The following is a 16,271-nucleotide window of genomic DNA, read 5'->3' as shown; positions in this document are numbered from 1 at the left end:
GCCCGTGCAACATCCACGCACAAACACTCAGCTGCTGAAACGCGCGCGATAATCTTGCGGCGTCGCCGCCAGCAGCCGCAGAAAACCGCGCCGCATGGTCTCCTCCGAACCGAACCCGCAACGCTGCGCGATCCGCTTCACTGGCAGGCCCGAGTCCGACAACAGCCGCCGCGCCGCCTCCACTCGCAGCCGTTCCACCGCTCGGGCCGGCGTCAGCCCGGTTGCCTCGGCATAATGGCGGCTGAAACTGCGCTCGCTCATCGCCGCCTGGCGGGCCAGAACCGGCAACGAGATATCCTGATCCAGATGCGCGTTGATCCAGTCGTGCAGCGCCCCGAATCGGTCCTCCGCCGTCTGCAGCGACAGCGCGGCGCTGAACTGTGCCTGCCCGCCCGGCCGCTTCAGGAACATCACCAGATAGCGAGCCGCCGCCAGCGCCAGGCTTCGGCCCAGGTCCTGTTCCACCAGCGCCAGCGCCAGGTCGATGCCCGCCGTGACCCCCGCCGAGGTCCACACCGCGCCGTCATGCACGAAGATGGGATCCGGCTCCACCCGCACCGCCGGGAAGCGCCGAGCCAAGTCCGCGCACAGCGACCAGTGGGTGGCCGCCCGTTTGCCGTCCAACAGACCGGCCGCCGCCAACAGGAATGCCCCGGTGCAGACCGACGCGACGCGGCACGCCCGCACCGCCCGTTGCCGCACCCATTCCATCAGAACTGGGTCCGCCGACGCCGCTTCGACACCCGGCCCACCAGCGACCATCAGCGTATCCAATGCCGCGTCGACTGGTGGAAGCGGGTCCGCGAAAAGCCTCAGCCCGGCCGATGCGGTCACGCTGGCGCCCGCCGTTTCGCCGCCCCCCGGATCGGTGCTCCCCGCATCGCTGCTTTGGGCATCGTTGCTCCTCCGCGCCACCACCCGAGGCGCATAGGGCGGTGCACCTCCCGCTTCGGCGACCAGATCGTTCACCGTCGCGAACACCTGCAACGGTCCCGTGACATCCAGCAGCTGCACCGCCGGAAAGGCCAGAATCTCGATCACGCGCACCATATGCGGCGCGAGTCGAAGGGGCGGGGCCGGCACGAAGCGAGGGCGGTTTACCATTTCCGCCAAATCTGCTTGGCCCGGCCGATCCTGTCCACTCCGTCGTCCACCGCGCCGGCTTTCGCATGCACCGGTGGCCCGGGAAGCCCAGAGCCAGACAGTTGACTGATCCGCGGTTTCGATGAAGCCTGATTCCGCCTGCTCCTGCTCAACCGGACGACTTCAGCCATGACCCCCGCCACCCAGATGCTATGCAGCATGGCCCTCACCTTCGGCATGCCGATCGTCATTGCCGGAGCAGAGCTATGGCGCCTCGGTCCCTCGCCGCGGCACCTGCCGCCCGGCGGCGAAAGCCCCGAACCGACGCCGCAGGCGCCCGACACCGGCGTTGCGCCGATCATGTCAAAACCCCTGCCAAGCTGCCTGATTCCCCAAGCGTCCAGGACGCGGGTGCGCGAACCGGCCTGATTTGCCCATCCTGCCGATGGGCAACCGGGCCTGCGCCAACCCTGCCGCGCCCCGAGCCCGCCGCCCGTCCGCCCCGCCATCGGCTCCCTCGCCAAACCGGCGGCAGCCTCATTGCGCCCTTGGCGCGCTGGAGTTGGCGGAAAACGACGCCGAATTGGCACCTCCGCCAGAATAGCCGCCGCTATATTGCGTCTGTTGACGTCGTAACATCGTTTCACCGAGGGGGCTCCGGCTTCACCGGTCAGGCAAGCCCCGATCGTCTCCCCCTCGTCGGCACCGTACCGACAACGGCCAGCGCCGCCGCGCACGTCGGCCGATCGCAACCCACGGAGAACCGCATGACCACCCAGAGCTTCACCAAAATGGCGCCCCCCCAATGGCTGCTGGATATGTGGCAGGAGATCGACGCCAAGACCTTCGGCAAAGGCTTCGACTGTTTCGCCGAGGACGCGGTCTGCAACCTCGGCGTAGCTGACTGGCACGGACGCGAGACGATCCGGGAAAACCTGCGTGCCTTCATCGACACCGGTTTCACCGCGAAGCACCAAGTGGTCGAATACTGGGACAGTCCGTCACTGAAGATCTTCCACGGCACCGTCGGCATGAAATTCGATGACCCCGGCATTCCGACCAAGCACCCATCCATGGTCCACTTGTTCTACATGGACGATGCTGATCCATCCAAGGTCAGCCGCTGGATAGGCGCCGTCGGCCCCACCGGCTTCTGACCGAATAGGCCGGCCGGTCCACGGTCTCGGCAGAGCGGCTCTTAGCCGGAGGAAGCCTCTTGCGGACGGCGCCACGCGCGCCGCCGCCTCGCAATCAACACGACCTTGCGGATCATCCGCTGTCCACCGCTGCTACTCCGGCCCGCTGCGATTACCGCGGCCCGCCCGGTCCGCCTTCAGCCGGTCAGGTCATGACAACGATCTCTGATACTGAACCGGCCGATCATTCCAAATCGTGATTCCACCGCTCGACGTGATGGCGTGGTCACAAGTTGCCGCCGGCATGCGGCTCGTCTAGAGCATGATCGCAGCTTGAGCGGAACGTTCGGGCCGCGTGTTCATACCACCAAACTAAAAGCTCCAGGAGCAGACTTGATGAAACTCTACCACTTCGTTTGTGCCGCCGTGCTGGCCGTTGCCCCGATCGCCGCGATGGCACAGACCACCGCCACCCAACCGACCCGCAATCAGAATGAAGCTGCCGACGCCAAACCCGGGTATGGCGCAAAATCGAACCCCGCTACTCCCGGCGCGACTGGAAAGGCCGTCGTCCCGGGAACCCACAGCAGCCCGAACAACAATCGCGCCGCTACCATGGAGCAGAGAAAAAGCTCCATCACCAACGGCGGCAAGTAGTCCGCCCAGGCCGTGGTGGCCGGCTCCGCGCCGGCCGCTCAGCCGGCGTCGCTTCTCCGCCGAGGCGGCCCCAGCACCACCCAAGCTGGGGCGTGGTCACTCGCCCCCGCCTCGCCCCGCACATCACGATCGACCCCGGCATCGGCCAATCGCCCCGCCACCGATGGCGCCAGCAGGATGTGGTCAAGCCGCAGCCCGGCGTCGCGCCGCCAGCGGTCACGCTTGTAGTCCCAGAACGTATATACAGGTCCGCTCGGATGCCGAGCCCGGATCGCATCCGTCCAGCCCTGGTCCAGCATCCGCCTGAACGCCGTCCGGCTTTCCGGCTGCAGCAGCGCGTCCTTGGCCCAGGACTTCGACGGATAGATGTCGGCATCCGTCGGCACTACATTGTAGTCGCCCGCCAGCACCACCGGCAGGCCGGTCGCCCGCAACTCGGCCGCGTGCGCGATCAGCCGCTCGAACCAGGCGAGCTTGTAGGCGAATTTGGGCCCCGGCTGAGGGTTGCCGTTCGGCAGATAAAGGCAACCGATCAGTACGCCCTCTACCGCCGCCTCGATATAGCGGCTTTGGCTGTCGGCCGGATCGCCCGGCAAGTGCTTCCGGGTCAGCACCGGTTCGCCGCCCCGGCGCAGGATCGCCACCCCGTTCCAACGGCGCTCGCCCTGCCACACCGCCCCATAGCCCGCGTTACGGATCGCGGCGATCGGGAACGCTCCGGACTCTGCCTTCAATTCCTGCAGGCAAGCCACGTCCGGTTCCGCCGCCCGTAGCCATCCCAGCAGGTTGGGCAGCCGCCGGTTGACGTTGTTGATATTGAACGTGGCGATCTTCAAGCCTCATCCCTCGCGCCACGGCGCGGCATACTCCTCGCGCCACGTCGCGGCATACTCCTCGCGCCACGGCGCGGCACCCTCCTCGCGCCGGCGTGGTCGTCGCCCCAGCCTTTGCGTTGACGCGCCCCTGGCGCTGCGAGCATTAAAGCGCCGTGCGCGCCTGTAGCTCAATTGGTTAGAGCTGGCGGCTCATAACCGCTCGGTTGCAGGTTCGAGTCCTGCCGGGCGCACCACAACACCAACACCTCCCGTTGGCCCCCTATGTGGTGCCCTCTAGCACCTGGCCGAACCGCTCGAAGTGCTTCCCCGTCCAGCGCGTCAGTTGCATCTGCCGGATCGGATGGAAATTCGTCGCACTGGTATTGACCGTGATTCCCGGCAGCAGCACCGGCAGTTCCACATCGTGCAAGGCCGCCGCCTGCTTCATGATATTTGCCCGCGAGAAATCCGACCCGCACTGCTTCAGCACCTGCCAAAGGCACATCGTCACGCCATAGCCGAACACCGTGCCCCCATCGGTCAGGTCGGCGTCCGGCATATACTTGGCCATGAACGCCCGCCACTGGTTCATTCCGGCGTCGTCCTTCCAGCTCGGGTCGGTCGGGTCCTTCAGATACGCCGCGCTGATCATCCCGGTCGCGTTCTCGGGCCCCGCCGGAGTGATGACCGATCCCACCGAAATCGACACGTTTGTCATGAAATGCAACGGCTTCCAGCCCAGATCGGCGATCTTGCGGATCATCTGGGCGGCGAATTTCGGCGTCGCGGCGGTAATCAGAACGTCCGCACCTGACGACTGCAGCGCCACCGCCTGCGAATCGATCGTCGCATCTGTGGTTTCATAGGAAACTACCTTGACCACACGCTTGTCAAAATCGGCGCCCAGCACGTCGCGCACCCCGGCCGGATAGTCCTTGCCGAAATCGTCGTTTTGGTAAAGAATCCCGACTCTCGCGTCCGGCTTCTGGGCCAGCATGTAGCGCGTATAGATCTGCGCCTCGGTCCGGTAGCTCGGTTGCCAGCCCATCACCCAGGGCGCGTGCCGCGGATCGCCCCATTTATTCGCCCCGCTGCCCAGGAACAGCAGTGGAACCCCTTTGGCGTTGGTATAGCGCGAAATCGCCGTGTTGGTCGGCGTGCCGATGGTCGCGAAGATGAACGCCACCTGGTCCTGCTCCACCAGGCGGCGCACCTGATCCACCGTCTTCGGCGGGCTATAGCCGTCGTCGAGCGAATCATAAACAATCTTGCGCCCGCCAACCCCGCCCTGGTCGTTGATCATCCTGAACACCGCGGCCTCGGTCCGGGCAATGATCCCGTAAGCCGAGGCAGGTCCGCTGTAGGCCGCGGTATTACCGATCTTCAGCTCGCTGGCGGTCACCCCCGGCGTCGCCTCGGCGGCACGGACACGCAACGGCAGACAGGAGGCGGCAAGTCCCGCCAAGACCATGCGTCTGGACATTTATCAGCCCCCCGACTTATTTTACGCCAATGCTACACGTCGCGCGGCCCGGGTGGAATAGCCGATCACGGCATTTATTGCTTGCAGGCCCGAACCGCGGACCGCGCCCCCGCGGCCTAACCGGCCCGCGGCGAACCTACCCGCGTCCGCCCTCGAAGAAGGCTGCCACCTTGGCGAAGAACCCCTCGTGGTCGGGACTGCCCTTGCTGCTGTGGGTCGCCTCGGCCTCGAACGCCTCCAGCAACTCACGCTGCTTCGCCGACAGGTTCTGCGGCGTTTCCACCGCAACCTGGATGAACATGTCGCCACGCGCGGCGCTGCGCAGCACCGAGAACCCCTTGCCGCGGAGCCGGAACTGATCCCCGGTCTGGGTTCCCGCCGGAATCTTGACCTTGGCCCGCGACCCATCGACCACCGGCACCTCGATGTCGTCGCCCAGCGCTGCTTGAGTCATCCGCAGCGGCACCCGCATCAGCACGTTGGCCTGCTCGCGCTGGAAGAACTCATGCGGCCGGATCGAGACATGCACATATAGATCGCCGTTCTGCGCCCCGGGTCCGCCGGCCTCGCCCTCGCCGGACAGCCGGATCCGCGTGCCGTCTTCCACCCCCGCCGGAATCGGCACCGACAGCGTGCGCTCGCGCTGCGCTGTGCCGGCGCCGTGGCACACCCGGCACGGATTGCGCACCACCCGACCTTGCCCGGCGCAGGTCGGGCAGGTGCGCTCGATCAGGAAGAACCCCTGCTGCGCCCGCACCTTGCCCGCCCCCTGGCAGGTCGGACAGGTCTCCGCCGCGCGACCCTTATCCTGCGACCCGCTGCCCTCGCACGCCTCGCACTTCACGCGCGTCGGCACTCGCAGATTGGCCTTGGTGCCGCTGAACGCCTCGGCCAGCTCGATCTCGACCCCCTGGCGTAGGTCGGCCCCGGTCCGCGTGCGCTGACCACCGCCGCGCCGCCCCATGCCGAACATCTGGTCGAATATATCGCCCAGGTCGCCGGTGGCCGAGAAATCAAACCCGCCCATGCCTGGGCCGCCGCCGCCCTGCTCGAACGCCGCATGGCCAAACCGGTCATAGGCACCACGCTTCTGGTCATCCTTCAGGATGTCGTAAGCCTCGCTGACGTCCTTGAACCGAGCTTCCGCTTGCTTGTCGCCGGGATTGCGATCGGGGTGGTATTGCATGGCGAGCTTGCGATACGCCCGCTTCAGGTCGTCCGCGCTCGCGTTCTTCGCCACACCCAGCGTGGCGTAATAATCCTGCTTGGCCATTCTAGCCCTTTATACCGCGACGCGTCCTTGATGCGCGCGAAAAAATCCGTTGCCCAAAACGTAAATCGCGCCCGCCTTCCAGGAAGTACCATTCCGGAAGTGTGGGCGCGATCCGTCTATGCCGTCAGCCCATCAGGTCAGGCTGACTTCTTCTTGTTTTCGTCGACCTCCTCGAACTCGGCGTCAACGACCTTGTCGTCGCCCGGCCCTTGCGGGCCAGGGCCGGCGCCCGGCGGAGGTTGTGCCCCACCAGCCGCCTCGGCTTTATACATCGCCTCGCCAATCTTCATCGCCGCCTGGCTCAGCCGTTCGGTGGCCTGCTTGACCGCCTCGACATCGGTGCCTTCCAGCGCCGAACGCGCCGCTGCGATCGCCGACTCTGCCTCACCCTTCTCCTGCGCGCCCAGCTTGTCGCCATGCTCCTTCAGGTTCTTCTCGACCTGATGCACCAGGCTTTCGGCGTGGTTGCGTGCCTCGATCGTCTCGCGCCGCTGCTTGTCGGCCTCGGCGTTGGCCTCGGCCTCCTTCACCATGCGCTGGATGTCGGCCTCCGACAGGCCGCCGCTGGCCTGGATGCGGATCTGCTGCTCCTTGCCGGTCGCCTTGTCCTTGGCCTGCACCGAGACGATGCCGTTGGCGTCGATGTCGAACGTCACCTCGATCTGCGGCACCCCGCGCGGCGCCGGCGGAATCCCGGTCAGGTCGAAGTTGCCCAGCAGCTTGTTGTCCGACGCCATCTCGCGTTCACCCTGGAACACCTTGATGGTCACCGCCTGCTGGTTGTCGTCCGCGGTCGAGAACGTCTGGCTCTTCTTCGTCGGGATCGTGGTGTTGCGGTCGATCAACCGGGTAAACACCCCGCCCAGCGTCTCGATGCCCAGCGACAGAGGCGTCACGTCCAGCAGCAGCACGTCCTTGACGTCGCCCTTCAGCACGCCACCCTGAACAGCCGCACCGATCGCCACCACCTCATCGGGGTTGACGTTGCGCGCTGGATCCTTGCCGAAGAACGACTTCACCGCGTCGATCACCTTCGGCATCCGGGTCATGCCGCCGACCAGGATCACTTCCTGGATTTCATTCGCGGTCACCCCGGCATCCTTCAGGGCGGCCTTGCAGGGTTCCAGCGTGCGGCTGATCAGGTCATCGACCAGCGATTCCAGCTTGGCCCGCGACAGCTTCATCACCAGGTGCTTCGGCCCCGAGGCGTCGGCGGTAATGAACGGCAGGTTGACCTCGGTCTCCTTCGAGGATGACAGCTCGATCTTGGCCTTCTCGGCGGCTTCCTTAAGTCGCTGCAGCGCCAGTTTGTCGCGGCGCAGGTCGATGCCCTGCTCCTTGCGGAATTCATCGGCCAGGTAGTCGATGATGCGGAGGTCGAAGTCCTCACCACCCAGGAAGGTGTCGCCGTTGGTCGACTTCACCTCGAACACCCCGTCGCCGATCTCCAGCACCGAGATATCGAACGTGCCGCCGCCAAGGTCGTAGACCGCGATGGTGCCGGCGGACTTCTTGTCCATGCCGTAGGCCAGTGCGGCCGCCGTCGGTTCATTGATGATGCGCAGCACGTCCAGCCCGGCGATGCGCCCGGCATCCTTGGTCGCCTGCCGCTGGCTGTCGTTGAAGTAGGCCGGAACCGTGATTACCGCCTGAGCCACCGGCTCACCCAGGTAGGCCTCGGCGGTCTCCTTCATCTTGCCCAGGATGAACGCGCTGATCTGGCTGGGTGAGTATTTCTGCGCCTTGGCCTCGACCCCGGCATCGCCGTTGTCGTTGCGCACGATGCTGTAGGGCACCATGCCCTTGTCCTTGGCGACCAGGGGATCATCATAACGCCGGCCGATCAGCCGCTTGATCGCATACAGCGTATTGGTCGGGTTGGTCACCGCCTGGCGCTTGGCCGACTGGCCGACCAGCCGCTCGGTACTATCGGTAAACGCCACCATGCTGGGGGTCGTGCGAGCGCCCTCTGCGTTTTCAATAACGCGGACGTCCTTGCCCTCCAGGATGGCAACGCAGGAATTGGTGGTACCGAGATCGATACCGATCACTTTACTCATGCTAATAAGCTCCTTTCAGCGGACAGCGGAGGCCCGAAGCACCGGCACTGCCCCTTGGCGAATATGTCCGATGTATGAGATGCCGGCGGCTGGGACAAGGGTTAGGGCCGAAAATTTCGTTCCAATCCGTCACAATACCCAGCCTCAGGCCTTCGCCGACCCGGCCAATTCCTCGCTCGCCGCCTTGGCGACCACCACCATGGCCGGACGCAGCAAGCGCCCGTTCAGCGTCCACGCCTTGGACCACGCTTGCAGCACCGTGCCAGGAGCCTGCGTGTCGCTTTCCTGTTCCGCCATTGCCTGATGCAAGTTAGGGTCGAATGGCTGCCCCACCGGGTCATCGCGCTTGATGCCATTGCGCTCCAGCGTGCTCAGGAAGCTGCGTTCGACCCCATCCAGGCCCTCGCGGACCTTGGTCACGATCGCCGGCTGGTCATCCGACGGCGGCGGCAGGCTATCGATGCCGCGCTTCAGGTTCTCCGCCGCTTCCACCACATCGGTGGCGAACTTCTGCACCGCGTACTGCCGAGTGTCGTCGACATCCTTTCGCGCCCGGCTGCGGACGTTGGCGTTTTCCGCCTCGGCCCGCATCCAGCGCTCCTTCATCTCCTCGACTTCCGCTTGCAGCGCGGCAATCCGGTCGGTCGCCGCCTGCATCAATTGCTCTGTCGTCAGCGCCTCATTCGAGGTATCACCCGAAGCGGCACTCTCCGCCGCATTGGTCAGGTCCTCGGGTCCGGCCGCGCTCTGGTCTGACATGCTGTCCTGGTCTGGCTGTTGATCGATGGTCATTCTACGCCTCGGGTAAAGCTTGATCTCGCGTCAGCCCTACCGTGTGATGGCCGGGCTCGGCCCGGTCACCCCAGACCCTGCCTGCGTCACCGTCCTGGGGTCCCAATCTTGGGGTCCAATGCGCGGCAATGATGTGGAAGAACGAGCGGGCGCCCATCAGTTAGGCGACACGGCGGCCAAGAACAACCTGTTTCAGCGCGTTTGTTGCGATTTCATCAGCGTTGGCCCGGCTCAGCCCAGCAATTGCCCGATCACCCGAGCGGTATAATCCACCACCGGGATGATACGGCCGTAATTGATCCGCGTCGGCCCGATCACCCCGATGGCGCCGACGATCCGACCGTTCTCGTTGCGCGCCGGCGCCACCACCATCGATACGCCCGAGGTGTTGAACACCCCGCTTTCCGCACCGATGAAGATCCGCACCCCGTCCGACTGCTCCGCCAGTTCCAACAGCCGCAGCATGGTCTCCTGCGCCTCCAGCCGCTCGAACAGCGCCTGGATCGCGGTCAGCCGGTCGATCTGGGTCACGTCGGACAGCAACCGGGCCTGGCCGCGCACGATCAGGCTGCCCGATCGGCCCTCGCCGGTCCAGGTGGCGAGCCCGGCCGCGACCACCAGGGTCGACAAGGTGTCCAACTCGGTGCGGTTGGCCGCCATCTCCTCGGCCACCACGCGCCGCAGCTCGGCCAGCGGCCGTCCCGACAACTTGGCGTTCAGGTAGTTGCTGGCCTGCTGCAGCGCCGACGGCGGCAGCCCGGGCGGGGTTTCGATCACCCGGTTTTCCACCTGCCCGTCGCTGTTCACCAGCACCACCAGCGCCCGCCCGGATCCCAGCGGCACGAACTCGATATGCTTAACCGCGCCTTCCGATTTCGGCGCCAGCACCAGCCCGGCTGCGGCCGACAGCCCCGAGAGCAGCGAACTCGCCTCCGCCAACGTGTCCTCCAGGCTGCGCCCCGAGGCGGCCAGCGCCGCCGAGATCGACACCCGTTCATCCTCGGTCAGTTCGCCGAAGTTCAGCAATCCATCGACGAACAGCCGCAACCCCTGATCCGTTGGCAGCCGCCCGGCCGAGGTGTGCGGCGCGAACAGCAGCCCCGACTCGGTCAGGTCGGCCATCACGTTGCGGATGGTGGCGGGCGACAGGCTCATCGGCAGGCGGCGGGCCAGGGTGCGTGAGCCGACCGGTTCGCCTGTGGCGACGTATTGCTCGACGATTTCGCGCAGTACCGCGGCGGACCGCGCGTCCAGCCCCGGCGGCAGCGGGGGCGCCGAGTACGGCTGCGTCCGGCCGTGGAACCGCGGAAACCGGCTGGAAGGCGGGACGGACATGTTCATCGATTGCGCTCCAACCGACAAGATTACAAGCGAACCGGGCCGCGGTCCACCGATTTAGCCCGGCGACGCCGAGGTTCGCCGCAGAAACCCTTTCGGATTCCAGGTGATTAGAAACGATTCCATCTCGCGATCGACGACAAAGTCGCTCCCGGCGGCAATGAACGCCTCGATCGCCTCGAACGGCCCGGGGTGCGGCCCCACCTCAAGCCCGTGATGGCAAATGCTGTCCTCGACAATGAAATACCCGCCCAGCTGGACCAGCGGGCTGAACGTGTTCAGCACGTTCAGGGTGTTTTCGAAGGTGTGCGCGCTGTCCTCGATCACCAGCACCTGCTCCGCCGGCCCGATCATCGCCCGCACCGCCGGAAATGATCCGCAGGCGTCACCTTCGATCAGGCTGACGCGCTTGTGGGCTCGGGTCAGCGACGATAGCTGACTGTGATCGACATCGAGCCCGACGATCCGGCCGTGGCCCATCAGGTCGCACAGATGCGCCAGCGCCAGCGCACTGCCGCCGAAGCGGTTGCCGACCTCGACAATGACGTCGGGTCGCAGTCGGGTGATGAGTTCCTGATACACCCAGAAATCGAGCGGGTTTTTCAGCGTCTGCACGCCGAAATAGGTGGTCGTGGAAACGATGCGGTGCTGCATCGTCGGCAAGACGTCGCGCAGTTTTATGTCGAGCGACTGTTCAAGGAAAGCCATCCCAATCCCTGTTGTAGTTTCGATTTCGAGCGGGATCTGCTGCGAAGCATCCTTCCCATGCATTCTGCGCCCGAGCCAACGCAGCCCAGCCGTGACACGCCACGATGTGCTGTTCCAAATGGTGTGGATCGCGTCCTTGGCAGCGCTAAGCTGCGCCCCAGCGTCGGCTAAGGCCGACTCTAGTTCCGCGATACGTTCAGCGGTCATCCGCACTTTGCGACCAAGCGCGTTGGCTTCCGACTGCGCCGTCGAAAGTTCGGCCGACAGCATGGACGTCCTTCGCATCGCTTCCTGCTGCGCGGCCTCCACGGCAGCCAAATCGGCCCGCAGGCCCTCCGCAATCAGCATATCCGGCATGTGCTCAGTCTCGGCTTGCAACGCCCCCTCGCATTTGAGCTCGATATCATAAACATTGCTAGCTCGTGTATGTTCTGCGATCCGCCCGGCCCGACGGAGGCCGCTGTCGCCGGACTTGCGAAACACTGCGATGAAGTCCGCCCAGCCATCCTGTTTTGGTTGCGCGATGAAAGATTCGATCAGCTCGAGTGGGCATCCACTGCGCTGCGCCCATCGAACCAGCGCAACGCCCGCATCCGGATAGAACCGCCAGCAATCCAAGGGGTAGCGGTGGAATGTGTGGTTGCTCGGTGCGTTGACATAAATGAGGCCGCCGGGTCGCACGATCCGCGCCAGCTGGAGAAAAGTGTCCCAGAACAATATGTCATGCTCAAATGCAGATGATGTGACCACCGCGTCAATGCTGTCGGAGGCAATTGGCAGCGCCCTGCCCGGGTCGACCACGACGTCGACTCCGTTGGCGGCGATAACGTCGAGTCCGATATAGCATGCGCCGGGGGGACAATGATCACGCAGCGAGCCATTCACGTCTTGGCTTCCCAGATCAACCACCTTGTCGCAGCCGTTGGACGAATATAGTTCGAAAAATAGGCGTCCGTGCTCGTAGGCCGTATCGTGCATTCGTCTACATTAGCTCCTCATGCGCCCGGCGGCTGGGCCATAACGCCTCTGGCAGAGACGCGGCAAATGTCCGGATTGGTCGCGACCCCGCCCGACGGCTGCTCGGAATACCCGACTAAGCATCTGAACTCTATCACCGGCCTTGACCGGCACGGTAGCGTGTAGTCGGCATTAACTCCGGAGACCGCCTCTCACGTGGCGGAGAGGCCTTCCGACTGCAGATGAAAACAGCGGTGAGTGTCAACCGTGAGCCGGCCCGGTGCCTTCTTGACAAGGTTTCGACAGGCTGGCACGACGCATGCACGGCTTGTCGCTCACCGAAGCAATTCGAACCGGTCGCCTCGGCATTAGTGCGTGAGCGGTTTCCCGATTCTCCGCGTTTGGCTTCGGCAGGTCCGGGCATCCTCAGGGTGACGCGCCGCCGGCACCGTCGCGTCGATGTCGCGAAACAATGCGGGGTCAACCCGCGCGAACCGTCTGCGGGGTCAACCCGCGCGAACCGTCTGCGGGGTCAACCCGCGCGAACCGTCTGCGGGGTCAACCCGCGCGAACCGTAATCGCCTCGAGGATATGGTCCATTGCACCCAGGCTCAGTCGCTGAAGAACCAGAAGGTAAAATGGCAACTAACTCTGCAAAGGAAAGTTTGGCAGTACCTTCTGCTTACGCAGCGGTCGTCGAGTGTCTTAGTTCATCATCGTTCTGGCCCCCGCAGCATCTGGTCGAGTCCGCTTGGCTTAGGCACGGCCCGTTCGCTTTTTGGCTAACCGAGGTATTGCAGCCAAGTACCTTCGTCGAACTCGGGACTCATAATGGCTTTTCATACCTGGCCTTCTGCCAAGCAGTACGCCGCTTAGGCGCCGCGACCTCTTGCTTCGCCATCGACACCTGGAAGGGCGACGACCATGCCGGCCACTATGGCGAGGAGGTGTTCACGAAGCTGAAGGCAACGAATAACGAGTACTATTCGACTTTCTCCCATCTTGTCCGCAGTGTCTTTGATGAGGCGCTGCCGAGGTTCGGTGACGGCACCATCGACCTGCTGCACATTGACGGTCGACATACTTACGAGGACGTGCGGCACGATTACGAGACGTGGCGCCCGAAGTTGTCCGAGCAGGCCATCGTTCTGCTCCACGATACCAGGGTTCGTGAGCGAGACTTTGGAGTATGGCGGCTCTGGGCGGAGTTGTCGGGCAAATATCCGAGTTTCGAGTTTGATCACGGTCACGGCCTTGGCGTCCTGGCGGTCGGCCACAGTATACCCGCTGAACTGCGCAGCCTGTTCGAAGCGGTTCCCGAACAACGAACGGCTATCCGAGCGGCCTACTCTCGGCTTGGCGCCGCCGTCTCCACCCAATATGTGTTAAATGCAGCCCGCAACTTCGCCGCCGCTCAAGGGCTTGAAATTGCCCAATTGCCTCGTCTTGGCACGTCGAATGATGCGCGGATTTTGACCGAGGCTTCGCAAGCTCTGGAAAAAGCTCCGGACGATGAGGTCACTTACGATGCCGTAGCGAGATTCAGCCAGCAGTGGAAGCTTAATGTTCATGCTATAAAAGCGATCGCTGCCGAGACCGAGCAGTTTCGTGAGCAGGCGGCGGCGGCGTCTGCGGCTCGCGCGGCACAACTGGCTGAACAAGCCCGCGTCCATGCCGAAGCCGTCCAAACCATGGTTGCCGAGATCGAACGGGTTCGGGCGGAACAAACCGCCGCCGCCGCTTATCAAGATCGCATGAAGACCGAAGCTCTCAAGGCGATGGTCGCAGAGGCTGACCGTCTACGCGAGCACGCCTCCGCCGGAGCTACCTCCGTCGCCGCCGTAATCGCCGAACAGGCTCGGCTGAGGGGACCCGGGCGATCGAGTAGCGGCGGCGACCTAGAGGCTGTGAGGGCCGAGTTGGCTTTGGCTCTGGCGGAGCGAGACGCGCTGCGCTATTCGACCGTTTGGCGGGCCACCCAACCGCTGCGCCGAGCAGGACAGGCTATGCCATTCTCGGCTCGGCAAGCTCTACGGCGGCTGGCGCGAGCAAGCTATTGGCTACTGACCATGCAGTTTGGCCACCGATTGGCGGAGTGGCGCACAAATAACGAAATTATGTTGTCAACTTCCCATGCACCTGAGGAAACTTCTGCACTTGAGGACACTTCGCCACCTCTGATCGCATCACCTCCTGTCTGCCTCCCGGCGGCAGATGCGGACTATGAACGGTGGGTCCATGATCATGACACGATTAACGAGGAAGACAGGGACAGAATCCGCGAGCACGTCAGCCGCCTAGCTTATCGGCCTCTTATCTCCGTTGTCATGCCCGCGTACAACACCCCAGCTGACCTGTTGCGACAGGCCATCGAGTCCGTGAGAGCTCAGATTTATCAACACTGGGAGCTTTGCATCGCGGACGATGGCTCTTCTTCTGACGGCGTTATTTCGGTAGTCCGGGAAGTGGCGGCGGCGGATGCTCGGATCAAGTGGACGCGACGGGAACGCAACGGACATATCGCCGCGGCCACTAATTCGGCGCTTACCCTGGCGAGCGGAGATTTCGTTGCGCTTATGGATCATGACGATCTGCTGGCTGAGCACGCACTGTACGAGATCGCGGCTGAATTGAACCTCTATCCCGACACCGATTTGATCTACACGGATGAGGACAAGGTTGATAGCACCGGACGACGCTACCAGCCTTACTTCAAGCCCGATTGGAATATCGATCTTTTGCTGGGCCATAACATGTTCAGCCATCTTGGTGTCTATCGACGTGAGCTGCTGACCAGGATCGGCGGCTTGCGCGAGGGTGTGGTCGATGGCAGCCAAGACTACGACTTGGTGCTGCGCTGTGTCGGAGCTAGTCGGCGGCCTCACGTTCGCCATGTACCTTCGGTACTGTACCACTGGCGGCAAATGGACCGGGCGTCGTCCTTTTCGCAGGTTCACCTTGATCGCTGCACCGCGGCGGCACGCCAGGGCATCCGCGATTATCTCGAAGCGCAGGGGGTGAAAAGTGCCGAGGTGGTGGCGGCGTCGGCAATACCAACTTGGAACCGCGTATGTTGGCCGCTGCCGCAAAAGGGACCGCGCGCCAGCCTCATCGTGCCGACGCGGGACCAGACAGAGCTCTTGGCGAGATGTGTCTCTGGATTGCTGCACCGAACGAGCTATCCTGACCTCGAGCTGTTGATTGTCGATAACGACAGCCGTGAACAGCCGACTCTGGAACTGTTTGAAAGACTGCGAGCAGACAACAGGGTGCGAATACTTCATGCTCCTGGGCAGTTTAATTATTCTATACTGAACAACTTGGCAGTGCACGAGGCAACCGGGGACATCATCGTACTAGTCAATAACGACATTGACGTAATCGACGGTGGGTGGCTGCGCGAACTCGTATCGATCGCTGTGCGCCCCGACGTTGGAGCCGTTGGCCCAAAGCTCCTGTTCGGCGACGGCCGTATTCAACATGCTGGCGTGGTGCTTGGAGTCGGAAACCACGGCACCGGCCCCGGCGTTGCAGGACACTTCGGGTATTCCGCGAATCGGGACGAGATTGGCTACTTTGGCCAATACGCATTGACGCGCGAGGTGTCCGCGGTCACCGGCGCCTGTCTCGCAATGCGTAAAGCGGTCTATGAGGCGGTCGGCGGCCTGGATCCCGACAACCTGCCGGTGACCTTCAACGACGTTGACCTGTGCCTTCGGATCCGCGCCCAGGGTCTACGCGTCATTTGGACGCCTTTCGCGGAACTTTACCACCTGGAATCGGCGTCCCGCGGCTTGGATCGGACACCGGAACAGGTTGCCAGAGCCGCGCGGGAGGCTGACTACATGCGCCATCAGTGGGGCCCAGAACTCGATAACGACCCATTCTATAACCCGAATTTTCGTCGCCTTGATCATGACTTCAGATTGGCTAATCCACCGCTGCGCGAAAAACGCTGGCGGCAGTAAG

Annotated in this window: 12 protein-coding genes and 1 tRNA gene; 5 read left to right on the top strand and 8 right to left on the bottom strand. The window is 63.8% G+C overall.

What is annotated here, in order from left to right; translation table 11 throughout:
* Window positions 1-27: 27 nt before the first annotated feature.
* Window positions 28-1,041 carry a GlxA family transcriptional regulator gene (locus tag ACQY4Y_RS06575; RefSeq protein ID WP_428489748.1) on the bottom strand — a complete coding sequence of 338 codons (1,014 nt, stop codon included), beginning with the start codon at window positions 1,039-1,041 and terminating at the stop codon, window positions 28-30.
* A 231-nt stretch (window positions 1,042-1,272) separates the two neighbouring features.
* Between ACQY4Y_RS06575 and ACQY4Y_RS06570 the strand changes: the two genes are divergently transcribed.
* The 3 genes from ACQY4Y_RS06570 (at window position 1,273) to ACQY4Y_RS06560 (ending at window position 2,876) form a co-directional block, all read left to right on the top strand.
* Window positions 1,273-1,512, top strand: coding sequence for a hypothetical protein (locus ACQY4Y_RS06570; protein ID WP_428489747.1), 240 nt, complete (start codon window positions 1,273-1,275; stop codon window positions 1,510-1,512).
* A 338-nt stretch (window positions 1,513-1,850) separates the two neighbouring features.
* Entirely contained in the window at window positions 1,851-2,240 is a 390-nt protein-coding gene (locus tag ACQY4Y_RS06565) for a hypothetical protein (RefSeq protein ID WP_428489746.1), read from the top strand.
* 312 nt (window positions 2,241-2,552) lie between these two features.
* Window positions 2,553-2,876, top strand: coding sequence for a hypothetical protein (locus ACQY4Y_RS06560; protein ID WP_428489745.1), 324 nt, complete (start codon window positions 2,553-2,555; stop codon window positions 2,874-2,876).
* Window positions 2,877-2,914: 38 nt separating this feature from the next.
* On the opposite strand, the gene ACQY4Y_RS06555 is transcribed toward ACQY4Y_RS06560, so the two are convergent.
* Window positions 2,915-3,712 (bottom strand): exodeoxyribonuclease III, encoded by a 798-nt coding sequence (locus tag ACQY4Y_RS06555; protein ID WP_428489744.1) that lies wholly within the window; start codon window positions 3,710-3,712, stop codon window positions 2,915-2,917.
* A 156-nt stretch (window positions 3,713-3,868) separates the two neighbouring features.
* Between ACQY4Y_RS06555 and ACQY4Y_RS06550 the strand changes: the two genes are divergently transcribed.
* Window positions 3,869-3,945: transfer RNA gene (locus ACQY4Y_RS06550), tRNA-Ile, on the top strand.
* A gap of 26 nt (window positions 3,946-3,971) precedes the next feature.
* On the opposite strand, the gene ACQY4Y_RS06545 is transcribed toward ACQY4Y_RS06550, so the two are convergent.
* The 6 genes from ACQY4Y_RS06545 to ACQY4Y_RS06520 all read right to left on the bottom strand — a co-directional run bounded on the left by ACQY4Y_RS06545 (window position 3,972) and on the right by ACQY4Y_RS06520 (window position 12,323).
* Entirely contained in the window at window positions 3,972-5,174 is a 1,203-nt protein-coding gene (locus ACQY4Y_RS06545; RefSeq protein WP_428489743.1) for an ABC transporter substrate-binding protein, read from the bottom strand.
* 136 nt (window positions 5,175-5,310) lie between these two features.
* Window positions 5,311-6,447, bottom strand: coding sequence for a molecular chaperone DnaJ (dnaJ, locus tag ACQY4Y_RS06540; protein ID WP_428489742.1), 1,137 nt, complete (start codon window positions 6,445-6,447; stop codon window positions 5,311-5,313).
* Window positions 6,448-6,584: 137 nt separating this feature from the next.
* Window positions 6,585-8,507, bottom strand: coding sequence for a molecular chaperone DnaK (dnaK, locus tag ACQY4Y_RS06535; protein ID WP_428489741.1), 1,923 nt, complete (start codon window positions 8,505-8,507; stop codon window positions 6,585-6,587).
* A 144-nt stretch (window positions 8,508-8,651) separates the two neighbouring features.
* Window positions 8,652-9,299, bottom strand: coding sequence for a nucleotide exchange factor GrpE (locus ACQY4Y_RS06530; protein WP_428489740.1), 648 nt, complete (start codon window positions 9,297-9,299; stop codon window positions 8,652-8,654).
* Window positions 9,300-9,530: 231 nt separating this feature from the next.
* Entirely contained in the window at window positions 9,531-10,634 is a 1,104-nt protein-coding gene (gene hrcA, locus ACQY4Y_RS06525) for a heat-inducible transcriptional repressor HrcA (RefSeq protein WP_428490748.1), read from the bottom strand.
* Window positions 10,635-10,694: 60 nt separating this feature from the next.
* Window positions 10,695-12,323 (bottom strand): CmcI family methyltransferase, encoded by a 1,629-nt coding sequence (locus ACQY4Y_RS06520; protein WP_428489739.1) that lies wholly within the window; start codon window positions 12,321-12,323, stop codon window positions 10,695-10,697.
* A gap of 617 nt (window positions 12,324-12,940) precedes the next feature.
* On the opposite strand from ACQY4Y_RS06520, the gene ACQY4Y_RS06515 reads away from it, so the two are divergent.
* The gene (locus ACQY4Y_RS06515; RefSeq protein ID WP_428489738.1) at window positions 12,941-16,270 is read left to right on the top strand and encodes a glycosyltransferase; all 3,330 of its coding nucleotides are present in this window, start codon (window positions 12,941-12,943) and stop codon (window positions 16,268-16,270) included.
* The last annotated feature ends 1 nt before the right edge of the window (window position 16,271 follow it).

Origin of the sequence: Rhodopila sp., assembly GCF_965277165.1 — a bacterium.
Classification (GTDB): domain Bacteria; phylum Pseudomonadota; class Alphaproteobacteria; order Acetobacterales; family Acetobacteraceae; genus Rhodopila.
The sequence above is the reverse complement of the archived record's forward strand: the minus strand, read 5'-3'. Positions and strand labels throughout refer to the sequence as shown.